Annotated in this window: 17 protein-coding genes and 1 riboswitch; of the genes, 3 read left to right on the top strand and 14 right to left on the bottom strand. The window is 64.6% G+C overall.

Going from position 1 to position 18,102, the window contains the following annotated elements:
- Nucleotides 1-10 precede the first annotated feature (10 nt).
- The 7 genes from gcvH to PD284_RS17910 form a co-directional block, all read right to left on the bottom strand.
- Nucleotides 11-379 (bottom strand): glycine cleavage system protein GcvH, encoded by a 369-nt coding sequence (gcvH, locus tag PD284_RS17940; RefSeq protein ID WP_274629518.1) that lies wholly within the window; start codon nucleotides 377-379, stop codon nucleotides 11-13.
- A gap of 5 nt (nucleotides 380-384) precedes the next feature.
- On the bottom strand, nucleotides 385-1,488 hold the full coding sequence (gcvT, locus tag PD284_RS17935) for a glycine cleavage system aminomethyltransferase GcvT (RefSeq protein WP_274629517.1): 1,104 nt from the start codon (nucleotides 1,486-1,488) through the stop codon (nucleotides 385-387).
- Between the two features lie 153 nt (nucleotides 1,489-1,641).
- Nucleotides 1,642-1,727, bottom strand: a riboswitch (glycine riboswitch).
- A 78-nt stretch (nucleotides 1,728-1,805) separates the two neighbouring features.
- Nucleotides 1,806-2,597, bottom strand: coding sequence for a molybdopterin-binding protein (locus PD284_RS17930; protein ID WP_274629516.1), 792 nt, complete (start codon nucleotides 2,595-2,597; stop codon nucleotides 1,806-1,808).
- A 1-nt stretch (nucleotide 2,598) separates the two neighbouring features.
- Complete coding sequence (locus PD284_RS17925; protein WP_274629515.1) at nucleotides 2,599-3,444, bottom strand: cytochrome b/b6 domain-containing protein; 846 nt, start codon at nucleotides 3,442-3,444, stop codon at nucleotides 2,599-2,601.
- A gap of 110 nt (nucleotides 3,445-3,554) precedes the next feature.
- A complete protein-coding gene (locus PD284_RS17920) occupies nucleotides 3,555-4,049 on the bottom strand; it encodes a helix-turn-helix domain-containing protein (RefSeq protein WP_274629514.1) in 495 nt (164 codons plus the stop codon).
- 54 nt (nucleotides 4,050-4,103) lie between these two features.
- The gene (locus tag PD284_RS17915; protein WP_274629513.1) at nucleotides 4,104-4,841 is read right to left on the bottom strand and encodes a DUF1345 domain-containing protein; all 738 of its coding nucleotides are present in this window, start codon (nucleotides 4,839-4,841) and stop codon (nucleotides 4,104-4,106) included.
- Nucleotides 4,838-5,323 carry a YaiI/YqxD family protein gene (locus PD284_RS17910; protein WP_274629512.1) on the bottom strand — a complete coding sequence of 162 codons (486 nt, stop codon included), beginning with the start codon at nucleotides 5,321-5,323 and terminating at the stop codon, nucleotides 4,838-4,840. Before PD284_RS17910 ends, PD284_RS17915 begins: the two co-directional genes overlap by 4 nt.
- Nucleotides 5,324-5,467: 144 nt before the next feature.
- Between PD284_RS17910 and PD284_RS17905 the strand changes: the two genes are divergently transcribed.
- Together PD284_RS17905 and PD284_RS17900 are read left to right on the top strand one after the other, a co-directional pair.
- Complete coding sequence (locus PD284_RS17905) at nucleotides 5,468-7,480, top strand: acetyl-CoA carboxylase biotin carboxylase subunit (RefSeq protein WP_274629511.1); 2,013 nt, start codon at nucleotides 5,468-5,470, stop codon at nucleotides 7,478-7,480.
- A gap of 106 nt (nucleotides 7,481-7,586) precedes the next feature.
- Nucleotides 7,587-9,002: an APC family permease gene (locus PD284_RS17900; RefSeq protein WP_274629510.1), complete on the top strand. Its 1,416-nt coding sequence runs from the start codon at nucleotides 7,587-7,589 to the stop codon at nucleotides 9,000-9,002.
- Nucleotides 9,003-9,070: 68 nt separating this feature from the next.
- On the opposite strand, the gene PD284_RS17895 is transcribed toward PD284_RS17900, so the two are convergent.
- Both PD284_RS17895 and PD284_RS17890 read right to left on the bottom strand, forming a co-directional pair.
- Nucleotides 9,071-10,969: an acetyl/propionyl/methylcrotonyl-CoA carboxylase subunit alpha gene (locus PD284_RS17895; RefSeq protein WP_274629509.1), complete on the bottom strand. Its 1,899-nt coding sequence runs from the start codon at nucleotides 10,967-10,969 to the stop codon at nucleotides 9,071-9,073.
- A 10-nt stretch (nucleotides 10,970-10,979) separates the two neighbouring features.
- The gene (locus PD284_RS17890) at nucleotides 10,980-11,738 is read right to left on the bottom strand and encodes a VOC family protein (RefSeq protein ID WP_274629508.1); all 759 of its coding nucleotides are present in this window, start codon (nucleotides 11,736-11,738) and stop codon (nucleotides 10,980-10,982) included.
- Between the two features lie 332 nt (nucleotides 11,739-12,070).
- Here PD284_RS17890 and PD284_RS17885 point away from each other — a divergent pair, with 332 nt between their 5' ends.
- Nucleotides 12,071-13,009: a Tim44 domain-containing protein gene (locus PD284_RS17885; RefSeq protein ID WP_274629507.1), complete on the top strand. Its 939-nt coding sequence runs from the start codon at nucleotides 12,071-12,073 to the stop codon at nucleotides 13,007-13,009.
- Nucleotides 13,010-13,098: 89 nt separating this feature from the next.
- Here PD284_RS17885 and PD284_RS17880 read toward each other — a convergent pair whose 3' ends face one another.
- The 5 genes from PD284_RS17880 to PD284_RS17860 form a co-directional block, all read right to left on the bottom strand.
- Nucleotides 13,099-14,706 carry a carboxyl transferase domain-containing protein gene (locus PD284_RS17880; protein ID WP_274629506.1) on the bottom strand — a complete coding sequence of 536 codons (1,608 nt, stop codon included), beginning with the start codon at nucleotides 14,704-14,706 and terminating at the stop codon, nucleotides 13,099-13,101.
- Nucleotides 14,707-14,758: 52 nt separating this feature from the next.
- Complete coding sequence (locus PD284_RS17875) at nucleotides 14,759-15,922, bottom strand: isovaleryl-CoA dehydrogenase (RefSeq protein WP_274629505.1); 1,164 nt, start codon at nucleotides 15,920-15,922, stop codon at nucleotides 14,759-14,761.
- Nucleotides 15,888-16,529, bottom strand: coding sequence for a TetR/AcrR family transcriptional regulator (locus PD284_RS17870; protein WP_274629504.1), 642 nt, complete (start codon nucleotides 16,527-16,529; stop codon nucleotides 15,888-15,890). The genes PD284_RS17875 and PD284_RS17870 overlap by 35 nt, the downstream gene beginning before the upstream one ends.
- Before the next feature lie 153 nt (nucleotides 16,530-16,682).
- Nucleotides 16,683-16,997: an antibiotic biosynthesis monooxygenase family protein gene (locus PD284_RS17865; RefSeq protein WP_274629503.1), complete on the bottom strand. Its 315-nt coding sequence runs from the start codon at nucleotides 16,995-16,997 to the stop codon at nucleotides 16,683-16,685.
- Between the two features lie 108 nt (nucleotides 16,998-17,105).
- Nucleotides 17,106-18,089, bottom strand: coding sequence for an NAD-dependent epimerase/dehydratase family protein (locus PD284_RS17860; RefSeq protein WP_274629502.1), 984 nt, complete (start codon nucleotides 18,087-18,089; stop codon nucleotides 17,106-17,108).
- Nucleotides 18,090-18,102: the final 13 nt, after the last annotated feature.

Raw genomic sequence — 18,102 nt, 5'->3', positions numbered from 1 at the left:
CGGGGTTCCGTTAGCCGATATGGGCTTTGTAGCCCGCCTCATCCATCAGCCCTGCGAGCTGGCTCTTGTCCGCGAGCTTCATCTTCCAGAGCCAGCCGTCACCGGTCGCCGCCGAGTTGATCAGCGCCGGATCGGACGACAGTGCGCCATTCGCCTCGATGATCTCGCCATCGACCGGCGCATAGACGTCCGACGCGGCCTTGACGGACTCTACAACCACGGCCGTTTCGCCCTTCTTCAGGCCGCGACCGGCTTCCGGAAGGTCGACGAAAACGATGTCGCCCAGCTGCTCCTGTGCATAGTCGGTGATGCCGATCGTGGCGACGTCGCCATCGACGCTCAGCCATTCATGGTCTTCGGTGTAATAGGTAGCGGCCATCAGGATCATCCTTTGCGGTAGCGGTGCGGCGTGAAGGGAAGCGTGTGGACGTCGACGGGAATCCTCGTCCCGCGGACGTCCGCGAAAACACGGGTTCCGGGTTTGGCGAGGTCGGTTGCGACATATCCCATGGCGACGGGATGCCCGGCCGAGGGACCAAAGCCGCCGGAGGTGACTCGGCCGATGGAGTTGCCCGCCTCGTCATAGAGTTCGACGCCGGCGCGCACCGGCTGGCGGCCTTCCGGCTTGAGCCCGACGCGCTTTTCGGCGGCGCCCGCGGCAATCAGCGACCGTAACGCTTCCGCACCAACGAACGCGCCGCTGGCGCGGATCTCCTTCGGGATTGCCCAGAGCAGGCCGGCGGAGACTGGGTTCAGTGCTTCGGTGATATCCTGCCCGTGAAGGCAGAGGCCAGCCTCCAGGCGGAGGCTGTCGCGCGCTGCGAGTCCGATCCACATCACGCGCCCGTCGGCCAGCAGCTTGGCGACAAGGCTGCGCGCGTCCGCTTCGGGCAGGCCGATCTCAAAGCCGTCCTCGCCGGTGTAGCCGGAGCGGCTGAGGAACCAGTCGGGCTGCGGTTCGATCCCCGTCATGAAGGCGAGGGGCTGTGCCGCCGAAACGCCCGCCTTTGACAGGGCGGCCTCCGCCTCCGGTCCCTGCAGCGCGAGAAAGACGCGATCGAGCGCCTTGATCTCGCAGTCGAAATCCTTGCCCAGCGCGCGCAGGCGCGCTTCATCGGCAGCGGCGTTTCCGGCATTCGCGACCACCATGAAGCGGTCTGGTCCGAGCCGCGTCACGATGAGGTCGTCGAGAATGCCTGCCTGCTCGTCGAGCAGGAAAGTGTATTTCGACTGGGCGGCGGCCAGGGAGCCGGCATCCAGCGGGCAGGCGCGATCGAGAAGGCCGATCGCTCCCGGGCCGGCCAACTCGAACAGACGCATGTGGGAAATGTCGAAAAGTCCCGCATGCTCGCGGGTGTGAAGGTGCTCCTTCATCACGCCTGGGGGATAGGTGAGCGGCATGGACCACCCGGCAAATCCGCCGAACTTGGCGCCAGCCGCAACATGCAGGTCTTCGAGGGGCAGGTGTTTCAGGTCGTCGTTGCTCAATCGGTCCTCCAGAGTCGCACGCAAGCGCCGCTTGAAGCGGCCGTTCCGTGCCCCTCTGTCGGAAGCCTGAGAGACTCGCGCTGCCGGAACTCTGTCAGCGGCGCTTACACCTTCGGCGCGGGGCGTTTCGTCCCCGACTTTCCAGAGCGTCTTCGTCCGGTTACGGTTCTTTTGCCTGAGAGATTTCGGGCGATTTCCCCTTCGGCGGCAGCAAAGCTGCTCTCTCCCGCAAACCGGCAGGGCCGAAGCCCTCGACGGCCGATTCCCTAGCCGATCGTGCGGGCTTTGTCACCCCTCCCATTTCGCCCCGGGCTCGTTCAGATGCCGGCGAACCAGTCGTAACCGCGGTCTTCCCAGTACCCGCCCTTGCCGAAGCCCAGGCCGGCGAAGCTGTCGGTCAGTTCAATTCGTTGCAGGTATTTCGGCATCTTGTAGCCAAGCTGGCGTTCGACGCGCACGCGCAGCGGCGCGCCGTTCTCGACAGGCAAAGGCCTTCCGTTGAGCCCGTAGGCGAGGATCGTCTGCGGGTGACGTGCATCGATCATGTCGATCGATCCGTAGTATCTGAACTGCCCGGAAAGGCTGCGCTCGATCGTATCCATGCAATGGAAGACCACGAAGCGAGCCTGCGGCTTGACCATTGCCAGGTCGAGCACGAGCGCCAGCGGAACGCCGGTCCATTTGGCGATGGTGCTCCAGCCCTCCACGCAGTCATGACGCGTGATCTGGGTGCGAGAGGGCATGGCAAGCAACTGATCGCGCGACAGCGAAAGCGGCCGTTCCACCAGTCCGCCCACTTCGAGACGCCAGTCGGCGAAATCTCCGGCGAGAAGGTCCTGATAGTCCTGGTCGGCGGGCGAAGTGACGCCGTTCGGCCGCTGACCCTGGCGGATGTCGCTTTCCGCAAATTCGGGCGCCAGCCGGTCCGCGCCCAGCAGCAAGCGCTGGACGCGGTAGGTGAGGTCGTTGGCGCGCTCCAGCGTGCTGCGAACGACGCTGTCGGAACCCTCCAGCAGGCCGAACGCATCGCAGCCGGAAAGCAGGAGGCCGGAACCTGCAGCACCTGCAGCCGACAGCAGGGCGCGGCGCGAAAGATGGGGCGTCCTCATTTCAGCCTCCCGTCATCGGCTCGCGGCGATCGATGCGATACCAGCCAGTCACGATCGAGCGCATTTCGTTGATAGGTCCGGCCGCGACGATCATCAGCATGTGAATGACGAAGAAGCCGACCAGAAGCAGCATCGCGACGAAGTGGATCGTACGCGCGGTCTGGCGGCCGCCCAGCAGTTCCGGCAGCCACGGCATGAGCGCGTTCGCGCCAGGCGACATCGCGAGGCCGGTGGCGATCATCAGCGGCAGCAACACGAACAGGATCCCGGCGTAGGCCAGCTTCTGGAGGGTGTTGTACTCACGCGTGTGATGGAATTTCAGCTTCAGGTGGTCGGCGAGGTCGCGCGGGAGGGCGCGCATGTCGCTGAGGCGAGGAACAAGGTCGCGGCGGAGATGGCCGTTGAGGATCCCTGCTACGAGCCAGACGCCAAGTGTCGCGACCAGCACCCATGCGAAGAAGAAGTGAACGACCCTGCCCGTTCCGAGGTCGCGATAGGAGGGGATCGTCGCCCAGGCCGGAAAGGCGCGATGCTCGGCGCGTTCGCCCGAGACGCCGAGCAAGCCGGTGGTGTCGAACGTTAATCCGAGCGCCTTCGTGACGCCGACAACGCTGGTATCGGCCTTCTGCGCGCCGATCGACAGCACGCTGTTGTCGAACTCGAACCCCGACTGGTCGCCGATGTAGAGAGTCGGATGCGCGTTGAAGATCTGCAGGCCGCTGAGCAGCAGGAAAAAGAGGCTGGCGGCCCAGATCCAGTGTGTCGCCCGCGTCCAGGCGGACTGGCGATAGACCAGCGTGCGCGGCGCCGATGCGGCAGCGCCGTCGATAACATCCCTTGCAACCATGTTCCCGATCCTCCGGCCGTCGGCGGAGGCCACGGATCTACCGGGCTCCCGTTGTTCTTTTTACGAACCGGAAGGCAGGAATGTTTCAGGGCGCGCGACTTCTCGCGGCGTTATTCGGCGGGAAGCGGCTGCCGCAACCGGTCCAGATCACCCTCGAGGCGATTGATGAGATGCCCGGTTTCCAGATGAAGCAGCTTTAGCCGGTCGAGCTGGGAGTTGACCGCGCCGACCAGCGTGGAGGTATCAGGTTCGTCGGGCGATGGCCCAACGCCATGCAGCATCCAGGAAAGGCTCACGTTGAGCAGGCCGGCCAGCGTTGCCAGGCAACGGGCCTCGGGCTGGGAGCGGTCGCACTCCCATGCTTTTATTGTGGCGGTCTTCACGCCGAGGCGCCACGCCAGTTCCTTGGCTGTGAGGCCCACGGCGTCCCGCGCGCGGGAAAGGCGTCCGCCAAATGTGTCAAGGTCAGGTTCGTCGTCGAAAATGCTCGTGCTGTCCGGCACCCGGCGCACCTCCAGATTGTGAGTGGGAACATGTCGTCGGTCACGACGGTGAAGCAGGAAAGCATGTCGCATCAAGCCGCCGATCGCAACCGTTTGCGACAAGAAATCTCGTAACTATCTGAAACTAAATGGTTTGTAATGTCGATGGCAATCCCGTTAGCGACATCCACTGAGACGGACCGGGGTTGCGCTGGCGACGATGCCAACAATGTAGGCGCCCGCAGAAGCCTGTGGCTCGCAATCGCCGCGGCTCACCGCTAGGTTGACTGCCGCCGCCACGATGATGGTGTTGAAGAAGAACGACACGATGGCGTGCATCAGCACCATCCTGCGCATGTCCGACGACGTGATTGCGGTGTCCGCCGTCTGCGCCGTCATGCCGACGGTGGCGGCAAAGTAGAGAAAATCGAAACCGACCGGGGCCGCCTTGCCGGGGAACTCCAGCCCGCCGGCGCGCCTCGATCCGGGCCCGTCTTCCTCCGCCGCTTCGTCACGAACCCAGTAGAGATGCGCATAGTGTACGGCCGTCATCGCTTGGATGGTGAACCAGCCGAGCGGAATGGATGCCAGGGACACCACCAGTTCCAGGATCGAGGGGCATCGCGCAGCATTGATCAGATTGAAGAGCGCCGCGATCGCCGCCGCCACCACCAGCAGCGTGAGGGCAAAGATTGCCAGGACAGGCAGATCCTCCCTCCGCGCATTGGTGCGGAGATAGTGGACGGACATCTTGGACATCTCGATCAGCACGAGCGTCGAGTAGGCGAGGAAGTAGACGTTGGCCGCAAGCGTGTAGGGCTGGGGAAGAGAGAGCGCGAAGCTCGTTCCGAACGTCAGCAGGCCCAAGACCGCGGCGATCGCGAAGGCACGATGCCGTGTCGGGCGGCCGTTCATCCCCCGTGTCCGTCGTCGGTTGACGGGGCTGCATTGAGTGCCCGCCGGCACAGCCGGTCGAGTTCGGCAAGAAAGCGCGAACGGTCGGCAGGTGCAAAACTTGCATTGTAGCCCTTGCTTTCGCCGGTTTCGCGCAGGTGTTGCTTCAAGTCGCGCATTGCCACTGCCATGCCGATCGTCTCGGGCGTGAACGGACGCCCCGTTGGACCGAGGACATGTGCGCCAAGCGTGACGGAGCGCGCCGCGAGCGGGATGTCGGCCGTCACCACGATGTCGTTGGGGTGGGCCGTCTCGACGATCCAGTCGTCTGCCGCATCCGCACCCTTGGAAACCACCACGTTCCTTATCATCGGATCGCGCGAGGGACGAAGCCCGCCATTGGAGACGAAGGTGACGACGAGGCCGTGGCGTTCGGCGACCTTGATCGCTTCTTCCTTCACCGGGCAGGCATCGGCATCGACATATATGCTTGGCTGGTTCATGACGACTGCATCGTGATCGGATCAGAACTGGCCATGGTGCGTCGGCGCGCCATCGGAACGCCCGGGCCAGCGATCGAGCGCCCTCGTTCTTGACCACACCCGTGTTGCTCATTCAAGGTTCGGCCTACGGAGGATCGCGCGCCCATGTTCAAGAAAATCCTCATCGCCAATCGCGGCGAGATCGCCTGCCGTGTCATCAGGACCGCCGGTAAGATGGGCATCGCGACGGTGGCCGTCTACTCGGATGCCGATCGCGACGCCGTTCATGTCGAGATGGCGGACGAGGCGGTGCACATCGGACCTCCGGCCGCCGCGCAGAGCTATCTGGTGCAGGAGAAGATCATCGACGCCTGCAAGGCGACCGGCGCGGAGGCGGTCCATCCCGGCTACGGCTTCCTGTCGGAGCGCGCCTCGTTCTGCGCGGCGCTGGAGAAGGAGGGCATTGTCTTCATCGGGCCGAAACCCAGGGCGATCGAGGCGATGGGCGACAAGATCGAATCAAAAAAGTTCGCCAACGCCGCCAAGGTTTCGACCGTTCCTGGACATCTCGGGGTGATCGAGGATGCGGACCACGCTGAGACGATCGCCGGCGAAATCGGCTACCCGGTCATGATCAAGGCTTCCGCCGGAGGCGGCGGCAAGGGTATGCGCATCGCATGGTCCAGGGAGGAAGTGCGTGACGGCTTTGAGCGTGCGCGTTCGGAGGCGAAGAGTTCCTTCGGCGACGATCGCGTGTTCATCGAGAAATTCGTCACCGAGCCGCGCCACATCGAGATACAGGTGCTGGCGGATGCGCACGGCAACGCGATCTATTTGGGCGAGCGGGAATGCTCAATCCAGCGGCGAAACCAGAAGGTAGTCGAGGAGGCGCCGTCGCCCTTTCTGGACGAGAAGACGCGCCGTGCGATGGGCGAGCAGGCAGTGGCGCTTGCCAAAGCCGTCGATTACCAGAGCGCCGGGACCGTCGAATTCATCGTCGATCGCGACAAGAACTTCTACTTCCTTGAAATGAATACGAGATTGCAGGTCGAACATCCGGTCACGGAGCTCGTCACCGGCATCGATCTGGTCGAACAGATGATCCGCGTCGCGGCCGGCGAGAAGCTCAGGATCAAGCAGGGCGACGTCAGACTGGACGGTTGGGCAATCGAGAGCCGGCTTTACGCTGAAGACCCGTACCGCAACTTCCTGCCGTCGATCGGCCGGCTGACAAGGTATCGGCCGCCGGAGGAGGGCCGGTTCGGGGACGTGACCGTGCGCAACGACACCGGCGTTACCGAGGGCTCCGAAATCTCGATGTTCTACGATCCGATGATCGCCAAGCTATGCACCAGGGCGCCGACCAGGGAGGCTGCGATCGACGCCATGTCGGATGCGCTCGACAAATTCGTCGTCGACGGCATCGAGCACAACATCCCCTTCCTTGCGACCCTGATGCGCCACCCGCGCTGGCGCGAGGGACGCCTGTCCACCGGTTTCATCGCGGAAGAGTATCCAGACGGCTTTGCGCCCGTCTCACCCGACGGCGAGGAGCGCGCTGTCCTGGCAGCGATCGCGCTGGCTGTAGAGCTGGTGCGCCGGGACCGACTGGACCGTCTTTCAGGGCGGTTGGCTCCGCACGCCGGCGCGCTCAAGCGAGACTGGGAAGTCAGGATCGGGACGGACTTCCTGCCCGTCGCAGTCCTCGAGGGCATGGTTTCGGTGCCGATGGAGGTGGACGTCTCGGTCGACGGGGGCAGGATCCTCACCATTCAGTCCGACTGGAGGCCGGGAGAGGCAGTCTGGCACGGCAAGGTCGGCGAAAGGCGTGTGTCGGCGCAGATCCGTCCGGTGCTCAACGGCGTCAGGATCGACTGGCAGGGCATGTCGGTCATTGCCCGTGCGATGCTGGCGGCAACGGCGGCGCTGGACAGGCTGATGCCGGTGAAGACGCCGCCTGACACCTCGAACCTGCTCCTGTGCCCCATGCCGGGCATGGTCGTTTCGATCGCCGTCGCCGAGGGACAGGAGGTCAAGGCAGGGGAGACGCTGGCGGTTGTCGAGGCGATGAAGATGGAGAACGTTCTGCGCGCCGAGCGCGACGTCACCGTTGCGAGCATCAAGGCCAGGCCGGGCGACAGCCTGGCGGTCGACGCAATCATAATGGAATTCGCCTAGGCGCGATGGCGCGGCGCGCGAAGCGTCAAGCGGTTTGACTTCGTCGACAGCTGTTCCATAGTCCTGGGTGGGCTTGGGTGGTCTTGTCATCGAACGAGGACGCACCATGATGGACGCCGACAAGGCTGCGGCAGCGCAGCAAGCCGAGCCAACTCTCCATCGGGCCATGGGCCCTTGGCTCTTGCTGCTCTTCATCGTCGGCGACATTCTGGGCACAGGCATCTATGCCCTGACGGGCCAGGTGGCCAAGCAGGTCGGCGGCGCTGTCTGGCTGCCCTTTCTCGTGGCGTTTGTCGTCGCGCTGATCACGGCGTTCAGCTACCTCGAGCTGGTCACCAAATATCCGCAAGCCGCCGGGGCTGCGCTTTATGCGCACAAGGCGTTCGGTATCCATTTCGTGACCTTCATCGTCGCCTTCGCCGTCATGTGCTCGGGGATCACGTCCGCATCGACGGCCTCGCGAGCGTTTGCGGTGAACTTTTCGAGCGCGTTCGGGCTGGGGCTCGAAGAAGGCGCAGGCACCATTTTCCTTGGCTTGCTGTTCATGGCGATCGTCGCGGCGATCAACTTCCGCGGCGTCGGCGAGAGCGTCAAAACCAACGTGGTGCTCACCTGCATCGAACTGTCCGGCCTGCTCATCGTCATCGTTATCGGTCTCTGGGCAATCGGCGCCGGGCAGGGGGACGTCTCCCGCATCACCGAATTCCATACGCCGGAGGGACAAAGCCCCGTATGGCCGGTCATCGCTGCAACGACGCTGGCCTTCTTCGCGATGGTCGGCTTCGAGGACTCGGTGAACATGGCCGAGGAAACGCAGGAACCCTCGCGGATTTTTCCAAAGATACTGCTGATCGGACTGCTGCTCACCGGACTGATCTACATGCTTGTGTCGATCTCGGCGGTAACGCTCGTCGCGCCCGCGGAACTCGGCGAGGGCGAGGCGCCGCTGCTCAAGGTCGTGGCCGCCGGCGCGCCGAATTTTCCGATCGGCGTCTTCGCCTTCATCACCATGTTCGCGGTCGCCAACACGGCGCTGATCAACATGCTGATGGCGAGTCGGCTGGTCTACGGCATGAGCCGCGAGCATGTGCTGCCGCCGGTGCTCGGCAAGGTTCATACGAGCCGGCGCACCCCTTACATTGCGATCGCCTTCACGACGCTTCTGGCCTTCGGCCTGATCACGTTCGTCGGCACGGTGCCGCAGCTCGGCGGCACGACCGCGCTGCTGCTGCTGTGCGTCTTCACCGTGGTGAACGTAGCGGTGCTGGTCCTGCGCAAGGACAAGGTCCCGCATGAACATTTCACGGCGCCGACGGCGCTGCCGGTCCTGGGCGCTATCTGTTGCGGCTTCCTCGTCGGGCCGTGGACCGGACGCAATCCGGAGCAGTACGTCATTGCCGGAGTGCTGCTTGCCATCGGCGTCGTGCTCTGGCTGGTGACGGTGATGATCAACCGACGCACCGGCGTGATCCCGTCGGAGCCGGTCATGGAGGAGATCGGAGGCGGAGGGCCGGTGAACTGAACTGTCACGCCCTCCGGTGAACTGCCTTTCCCTGCGGTGCAGGCGTGCAGGCGTGCAGGCGTAGAGGTTCAGGCCTCTTCCGCAAACCGCACGAGCACCGTGCCTTCGGTCACCTGAGAGCCGTTGGCGGCGATCTCCGCGATGACGCCGTCATGGGCGGCGGCGATGGTGTGCTCCATCTTCATGGCTTCGAGCACGAGGAGCGGTTGGCCCTTGGCAACCGTATCACCCGCCGCGGCGCGCACGATCTTGACCAGCCCCGGCATCGGCGCTCGCATCGAGCCATGGGCGCTGCCCGCCTCCGCCGCCTCGGCGAAGGGATCGGGGATCGAGAAGGTGAAGGCGTTGCCGCGCTCGAAGACCGTGACGTGCCCCGGCCACAGCGCCGCGTTTGAAGAAGGCTTGCCGTCATAGGTGAGCTGGGCGTCGAGCTTTTCCTCGCCGAAGCCCAGGGTCACCTTGCGCGCGATCGGATGAAAATGCGCATAGCCGGCAAGCGCGCCCCAAGGGTCGCCGTCCGCTTGCGCGTTGCCGAACTGGGCCGCGGCGAGCATCGCCTGCGAGATGGCGTGCTGCGACGGCCTGTCGACCGTGGTTAAGGCTTCCTGCTTGCGGCCGATCAGGCCAGTATCCACGTCGCCCGCGGCGAAGTCGGCATCGGTCGCCAGGGCATGCAGGAAGCCGACATTGGTGACCGAGCCGGCAACCTGGACGCCTGCCAGCGCCTCCGCCAGCCCGTTCAGCGCCTGCCGGCGGTCCGGTCCATGAACGACCATTTTGGCGATCATGGGATCGTAGAAGGGCGAGATCGAATCCCCGGCGCGCACGCCCGTTTCGATCCGCATCGTCGTGCCGCGGGCGGAATCGATGGGAAACGAGAGGTGATGGAGCGTACCGATCGCCGGAAGGAAACCTTTCGACGCATCCTCGGCATAAACGCGCGCCTCGAAGGCGTGGCCGTTGAGCGCGATTTCCTCCTGCGTCTTGGGCAGCCGTTCGCCATAGGCCACGCGCAGTTGCCATTCGACAAGGTCCACCCCCGTCACCATCTCGGTCACGGGATGCTCGACCTGCAGCCGGGTATTCATTTCCATGAACCAGAAGCGGTCCGGTCGCAGCCCTTCCGAGGCATCGACGATGAACTCAATCGTGCCGGCGCCGGAATAGGCGATCGCCTTGGCGGCCGTCACCGCGGCTTCCGTCATGGCGCGCCTCATCTCCATGGTCATCCCCGGCGCGGGGGCCTCCTCGATCACCTTCTGGTGTCGGCGCTGCGCCGAGCAGTCCCGCTCGAACAGGTGAACGGCGTCGCCGTGGTTGTCGCCGAACACCTGCACTTCGATGTGGCGCGGCTTCTCGACATACTTTTCCACCAGCACGCTGTCGTCGCCAAAGGCCCCCTTCGCCTCGCGCCTCGCACCGGCAAGCGCTTCGGCGAAATCGTCCGTACGGTCGACGCGCCGCATGCCCTTGCCGCCGCCGCCGGCCCGAGCCTTGATCAGCACCGGATACCCGATTTCGGCTGCCTTCCCGGCGAGCAGTCCATCATCCTGCGCCTCGCCGTGATATCCCGGGACGACGGGCACGCCGGCTTCCTCCATCAGCCGCTTGGCCGCGTCCTTCAGACCCATGGCGCGAATGGCGGCCGCCGACGGACCGATGAAGACCAGTCCGGCGGCGGTGACCTGATCGACGAAATCGGGATTTTCCGACAGGAAGCCGTATCCCGGATGGATCGCCTCGGCCCCTGTCGCCAGGGCGGCGGCGATGATCCTGTCGGCCCGCAGGTAGCTATCGGCGACCGGCGAGGGGCCGATATGCACCGCCTCATCGGCTTCCGCCACATGGAGCGCCTTCGCATCCGCGTCGGAATAGACCGCAACCGTTGCGATGCCCATTCTCCGGGCGGTGCGGACGATGCGGACGGCGATCTCGCCGCGATTGGCGATCAGGATCTTCGAGAACATGCAGCCCCTGCTATTTGGTGTTGCTAAGCAATGAAAAATGCGCGCCCTGCGGGTCGACGCAATTGACCACCCACTGCCCCCCGGGAACTTCCATGGGGCCCATGATGGTCTTGCCACCGTTGTCGGTGGCGCGTTTCGCTGCCGCGTCGATCCCCTCGACGATGAAGTAGAAACCCCAGTTGACCGGGACGTGCGGCGGCCGATTCATCATGCCGCCCATGGGCTCGCCGCCTGCGGCGATGAGCTGGTAGGTGCCCATTTCGCCCATGTCGACGCTCTGGTCCTTTGTCCAGCCGAACTGCTTCGAATAGAAGGCGAAGGCCTGTTCCCAGTCGTCGGCCATGTATTCGTTCCAGCCGATGTGGCCGGGAGTCATCGGCGGGGCCGGCGGCTGGTCGGGTCCGGTGGGCTGCAGCAGCATGAAAACGCCGCCCTGCGGGTCGGCCACGACCGAGAAGCGCCCTACGCCGGGGATGTCGCTCGGCTCGCGGTGCACGGCGCCGCCTGCCTCCCTGATGCTCCGTGTTCGCGCATCGACATCGTCGGTGTGGATGTAACCCAGCCAGGCGGGCGGCATGCCCATCTTCGCGGCCTCTTCGGGCAACGCCATGATGCCGCCGACGCCGCGGTCGCCTGCCTTCACGACGATGTAGGGCATGCCGGCGCCTTGAAACGGCTCGGAGTTCCAGCCGACAACCTTCTTGTAGAAATCCTCGGCTGCGGACACATCCTTCGTCATCAGCTCGTACCAGAAGAACTTGCCAATCATCGCATCCTCCATCAGCCCAGCTCCGCCGCGTTCATGCTAGGCTCGGTGCGGCGGGCGCGCAAACGCCCGCCTACTTTGGGCGATCGGCCTCCTGACAACTGATGGCGGGATGGCGTTGCCGCGTCGCAGGTACGAGGGCGCAGGCTGGCCGCAAGCGGTTTCGCGCCATCACAATGCGTCAACTGTATGCATTTGTTGGTTGACAGCGACTTCGGGGGCTGAAATCTCGCTGGTGGCATCCCATATCGGGAGCGACGGACCAACATACGAGGAAAGTACCGATGCAATTGTCGCGCGCGTGGCGCTGTGCCCCGCTGTTTGCAGTTCTGTTCATGGCTTTCTCCATGATCGCCATCGACCATGCGGAAGCGCGCCGTGGAGGGAGCTTCGGCAGCCGCGGCACAAAGACCTTCCAGTCGGCGCCGCCGACCCGGACCGCGCCTCAGCAGACCGCTCCCGTCGATCGTTCGATGACGCCCAACACCAACACGAACAGTGCGGCGCGCCAGACCCCGGCGGGTCCGCAGCGCCCCGGTTTCATGAACGGCTTCGGCGGTACGATGCTCAAGGGTCTCGCGCTCGGCGGCCTGATCGGCCTGCTGATGGGGCAGGGCCTCGGCGGTCTCGCCGGCATGTTCGGCCTTCTGCTGCAAGTGCTGCTGATCGGTGGCCTGGTGATGCTCGCGCTGCGCTTCTTCCGCTCGCGCCAGCAGCAGCAACCGGCGCTGGCCGGCGCAGGCAGTCCGGCCGGCATGGCGCGCAACGGTGCGCCGGGTGAGCCGGGCGGCAACATCGGCGGCTTCCGCGTCCCCAGCTTCGGCGGTGGCGGCGCCCAAGCGCCGGCTCAGGCCGCGCCTGTCAGCGAGGACATCTCTCTCGAGGAGGCGGACCTCAACACGTTCGAGCGGATGCTGACGGAAGTCCAGGAGGCCTTCGGCCGCGAGGACCATGCCGCCATGCGCCGCCTGACGACCCCCGAGATCGTGTCCTACCTCTCCGAGGAACTGGCCGAAAACGCCCAGAACGGAGTCCGCAACGAGGTCACCGATGTCAAGCTGCTGCAGGCCGATATTGCAGAAGCCTGGAGCGAGGGTGATCGTGAGTTCGCGACGGCTGCCCTGAACTACGAGTCGCGCGACGTCGTCCGCGACAGGCAGACGGGCGCGGTTGTTGACGGCGATGCCGACGAGCCGACCGAGACGACAGAACTGTGGACCTTCGTTCGCCCGAAGGGCGGCGAGTGGCAAGTCTCGGCGATCCAGCAGGCGTGACGTTTTGGAGGGGTCGGCGCGGAAACGCGCCGGCCCTTTGCTGCAAAGCGACAACCGTCTGGGAGCGGGGCTGGGAATCGCCGTGCCCCTCACATCCTGAAGACGCCGAAGCGCGTGTCCGCGACTTCCGCATTGAGCGCCGCGCCGAGCGATAGGGCCAGCACCTCGCGGCTCTTTGCCGGATCGATGATGCCGTCGTCCCACAGGCGTGCGGACGAATAGAGCGGGTGGCCCTCCCGTTCGTACTTCTCCAGGATCGGGTCGCGGAACTTCTGCTCCTCCTCGGCCGACCAGTGGCCGCCCTTGCGCTCGATACCCTCGCGCTTGACCAGCGCCAGCACCGTGGCTGCCTGTTCGCCGCCCATGACCGAAATGCGCGCGTTGGGCCACATCCAGAGGAAGCGGGGCGAGTAGGCGCGGCCGCACATGCCGTAATTGCCCGCGCCGAACGAGCCGCCGATGATCATCGTGACCTTCGGCACCTGAGCGGTCGCCACCGCCGTCACCAGCTTCGCGCCGTCCTTGGCGATGCCGCCTGCCTCATATTTTCGACCAACCATGAAGCCGGTGATGTTCTGAAGGAAGATCAGGGGGATCTTCCGCTGGCAGCATAGCTCGATGAAGTGGGCGCCCTTCAGCGCGCTCTCCGAGAAGAGCACGCCGTTGTTCGCCAGGATGCCGACCGGCATGCCGTGCAGGTGCGCGAAGCCGGTAACGAGCGTCGTGCCGAAATTCTGCTTGAACTCGTCGAGTTCCGAGCCGTCGACGATGCGCGCAATGATCTCGCGCACGTCATAGGGCTGGCGGGTGTCCTGCGGGACGATCCCGTAGATCTCATTCGCTGCGTGAAGCGGCGGAATCGGCTTCCGAAGATTGAGGCCTACGGCCTTCTTCCGATTCAGGTTTCTGACGATGCGCCGGCAGATCGCCAGCGCGTGCTCGTCGTTCAGCGCATAGTGGTCGGCGACGCCCGACTGGCGGGTGTGGACCTCGGCGCCGCCGAGTTCCTCGGCCGTCACATCCTCTCCGGTCGCCGCCTTCACCAGCGGCGGGCCGCCGAGGAAGATCGTGCCCTGGTTCTTGACGATGATGGACTCGTCCGACATGGCCGGCACGTAGGCGCCGCCCGCGGTGCAGGAGCCCATGACGCAGGCGATCTGGGGGATGCCCGCCGCGCTCATGTTGGCCTGGTTGAAGAAGATGCGGCCGAAATGCTCGCGGTCCGGAAACACCTCGTCCTGGTTGGGCAGATTGGCGCCGCCGGAATCCACGAGATAGACGCAGGGCAGATTGTTTTCGCGCGCGATTTCCTGCGCGCGCAGGTGCTTCTTCACGGTGAGCGGGTAGTAGGTGCCGCCCTTGACGGTAGCGTCGTTGACGACGACCATCACCTCCTGGCCCTCGACGCGGCCGACGCCGGCGATCATGCCGGCCGATGCGATGTCGCCGCCATACATGCCCCAGGCGGCGAACTGGCCAATCTCCAGGAAGGGCGAGCCCGGATCCAGCAACTGGGCGAGTCGCTCGCGCGGCAGTAGCTTGCCGCGCGACAGATGGCGCTTGCGGGCCTCCTCGGGCCCGCCATGCTCGACGATGGTCGCCTTGTCGCTGATGTCGGCGACCAGCGCGCGCATCTTTTCGTCGTTGGCCCGGAACGCATCGGAACCGGTGGAGATCTGCGATTGGATGATGGGCATTGGAGCTCCGGCAGTTTTGCGAGGTGGGACGGAGGCGACTTTTCGGGTGCGGCTAGGCTGTTTCGGCCATCATCTCGCGGCCGATCAGCCACCTGCGGATCTCGCTCGTGCCCGCGCCGATCTCGTAAAGCTTGGCGTCCCGCAGCAGCCGCCCGGTCGGGAACTCGTTGATGTAGCCGTTGCCGCCCAGCAACTGGATGGCGTCGAGCGCCATCAGTGTCGCCTTTTCCGCCGCATAGAGTATGCAGCCGGCAGCATCCTTGCGCGTGGTCTGGCCGCGATCGCAAGCCGAAGCGACAGCGTAGACATAGGCGCGGCACGCATTCATCGTCGTGTACATGTCGGCGAGCTTGCCCTGGACGAGCTGGAAATCGCCGATCGCCTGGCCGAACTGCTTGCGCTCGTGGACGTAGGGCATGGCGACATCCAGACAGGCGGCCATGATGCCGAGCGGGCCGCCCGCCAGCACCGTGCGCTCGTAGTCGAGGCCCGACATCAGTACCTCGACGCCCGATCCCTCCTCGTGGAGCACGTTGTCGAAAGGCACCTCGACGTTCTCGAACACGAGTTCGCCGGTATTGGAGCCGCGCATGCCGAGCTTGTCGAGCTTCTGCGCGACCGAGAATCCGGGCATGTCGCGTTCGATGATGAAGGCGGTGATGCCGCGCGATTTCCGCTCCGGGTCAGTCTTCGCGTAGACGACCAGGGTCTCGGCGTCCGGCCCGTTGGTGATCCACATCTTGGTGCCGTTCAGCACGTAGCGGTCGTTGCGCTTCTCGGCCCTGAGCCTCAGCGAGACGACGTCGGAGCCCGAGCCGCTCTCGGACATCGCGAGTGCGCCGACGTGCTCGCCCGAGCACAGGGCAGGGAGGTACTTTTCCTTTTGCGCCGGCGTCGCCCAGCGGTTGATCTGGTTGACGCAGAGATTGGAGTGGGCGCCGTAGGAAAGCCCGACAGAGGCGGAGGCCCGGCTGATCTCCTCCATGGCGACGACATGTGCGAGATAGCCCATGCCCGTTCCGCCGTATTCGGGAGCGGCGGTCATACCCAGCAGGCCGAGTTCGCCGAACTCACGCCACAAGGCGGCTGGGAATTCGTTGGAGCGGTCAATCTCGGCCGCTTGCGGCGCGATCCTCTCCTGTGCAAAGCGCCGCACGGTCTCGCGCAGCGCATCGATGTCCTCACCTAGCCCGAAGTCGATCGTATGGTCGTACAAGGTCACTCCTCCCGTCCCGGTTACCTACGAGACGCATTGTCATCTTGAGATATGTGTCGCTCACTTCGGCGACGGAAAGCCTCTCGTCCGGCCGGAACCACACGATCACCCCGGTAATCATCTGGATGATGCCCATCGCGGTCAGTCCGACATCGTCGACCTCGAACACGCCGTCCTCGGCGCCGTCGCGCAGGATGGTCCTCAGCTCGCGTTCATAGGCCGTGCGCATGCGCAGGATCTGGCTGAGATTGTCCCGCGACAGGCTGCGAAGCTCCATGTTGGAGACATGCGTCGAGTGACGCTGCTCGACATGGAAGCCAATATGGTTCTGGACGAATGCACGGAGCCGGGCAGCTGGATCTGAAGCCTCCGGCTGCGTACGCTGCCATGTGCCGAGCAAATCCTCCATGTGCTCGCGCATCAGCGTGAAGAGCATCGCCTCCTTGGTAGGGAAGTAGCGGTAGAGGGCTGCCGCCTGCACGCCCACGCGTTCCGCGAGCTGGCGCATGGACATGGCCTCGTAGCCATGCTGGGCAATAAGGGCGAGCGCCGCCTCGCGGATCGCCGCTTCCGTCCTCTCCCCGTCCGATCCGGTGGTCCGTGCCATTCTCGCTCCTCGAATTGATAATAAAACGAACGTTCAATTATTCAAGTGGATTCTTTGCCGGATGTGATGCGCCCGGAATCAATCGGCCGCCCGTTTGGGCGGCCGCAAACCGTCCGACGATGCAAGAACGAAGACGCTCGCCAGTGTCCGGGCCTATGCCCCTTCGACGACCGAAAACCCCTCGAACTGGGGATGTCCGAGGTAGATCGCCTTGTTGTTGCCGGCGTTCTTGTGGGCGGCGCGGAAGTTCTCGGACTTCGTCCAGGCGACGAAATCCTCCTGGCTATCCCAGACCGCATGCGAGGCGAACAGCGTGTAGCCCTCGCTCTCGTTCTCAGGTCCGCGCAGCAGATGGAACTCGCGAAAACCCTTCATCTCGTGCAGGCGTGAGTCGCGCCCCTTCCAGAGGTTCTCGAAAGCCTCTTCCGAGCCTTTCTGCACCTTGAAACGGTTCATGGCGATGTACATCGAGGTTTCCTTTCTGGCTCTGCATGCGCGCGCAATCCGCCGTGGCGGCTTCTTCGCTGCTAATAAATATGAATTCAGCAGTCAACAATCGTTCCGGCCGTCCGCAGCCTATGCGACGGGGTAGGGACCTTCTGCAAACGTCTCCTGATGATAGCCCTTGCTGCCCACCTCCCGCGCAAGCGGGCTGCGGAAGTCCCGGCCCTGTCGAAGACATTGGAGCGCATGGCCGAAATCATACCTGGGAGCCCATCCGAGATCCTGCCTTGCCCTGGCGTTGACATAGACGCGATCGATGCTCGAGAACATGGTCCAGCCACGGGCGGCATAGAGCGCCGAACTGCCCGGAAACAGGGGTTCCGTCACGCCAGCGGCGTCGCTTCTCAGTTCCGCGAGATGCCGCTGGCAGAAGGGCGTGGTCGCCGAGACGACGTACCGGCCGAACCTTAGCGCCGGCGCCTTCTCCATCGCCAGCAGATGCGCCGAGACAACGTCCTCGATATCGGCGCGGCGATAGAGCAGTTCGTTCGCCTGCGCATTGTCCAGCGTATAGCGTCCGCGCATTCCGGCATCGTCGTCGGCTTCGGGGAAGAAGCGCGACGTGCGCAGCACGATGGTCGGCAGGCTATGGCGGCGGGCGAAGAGCTCGCACAGACCTTCGCCGGCAAGCTTCGTCACGCCATATATGTTCTTGGCGACCGGCGTTACCTCCTCGGTGATCCAGGCAGCCGGCTGGCCGGCGAGGGGCGTCAACGCCGAACCGAAGGTGCTGGTCGTGCTGGTGAAGACGAACGACGAAACCTTCGCTGCGATTGCGGCCTCGAGCAGCACCAGCGTACCGCTGACGTTGGTGTCTACAAAATCCCGATAACCGTGGGTCGCCACGTGAGGCTTGTGCAGGGTCGCGCAGTGTATGATCGCGTTGATGCCCTGCATGCAGCCGGCAATGAAAGCCGGGTCTCCGATCGAGCCTACGGCGTCCGTGAACGGCGACGGCTTGATGTCGATTCCCCTTGCGCTGCGCCCCGCATCGCGCAGCGTCCGCATCAGGCCCTCGCCGAGATGGCCGGAGCTGCCGGTGACGAGAATGGTCATCTTGGCCTCGCCA

The sequence above is a fragment of the Mesorhizobium shangrilense genome (genome assembly GCF_028826155.1).
Taxonomy (GTDB): Bacteria; Pseudomonadota; Alphaproteobacteria; order Rhizobiales; family Rhizobiaceae; genus Arvimicrobium; species Arvimicrobium flavum.
The sequence above is the reverse complement of the archived record's forward strand: the minus strand, read 5'-3'. Positions and strand labels throughout refer to the sequence as shown.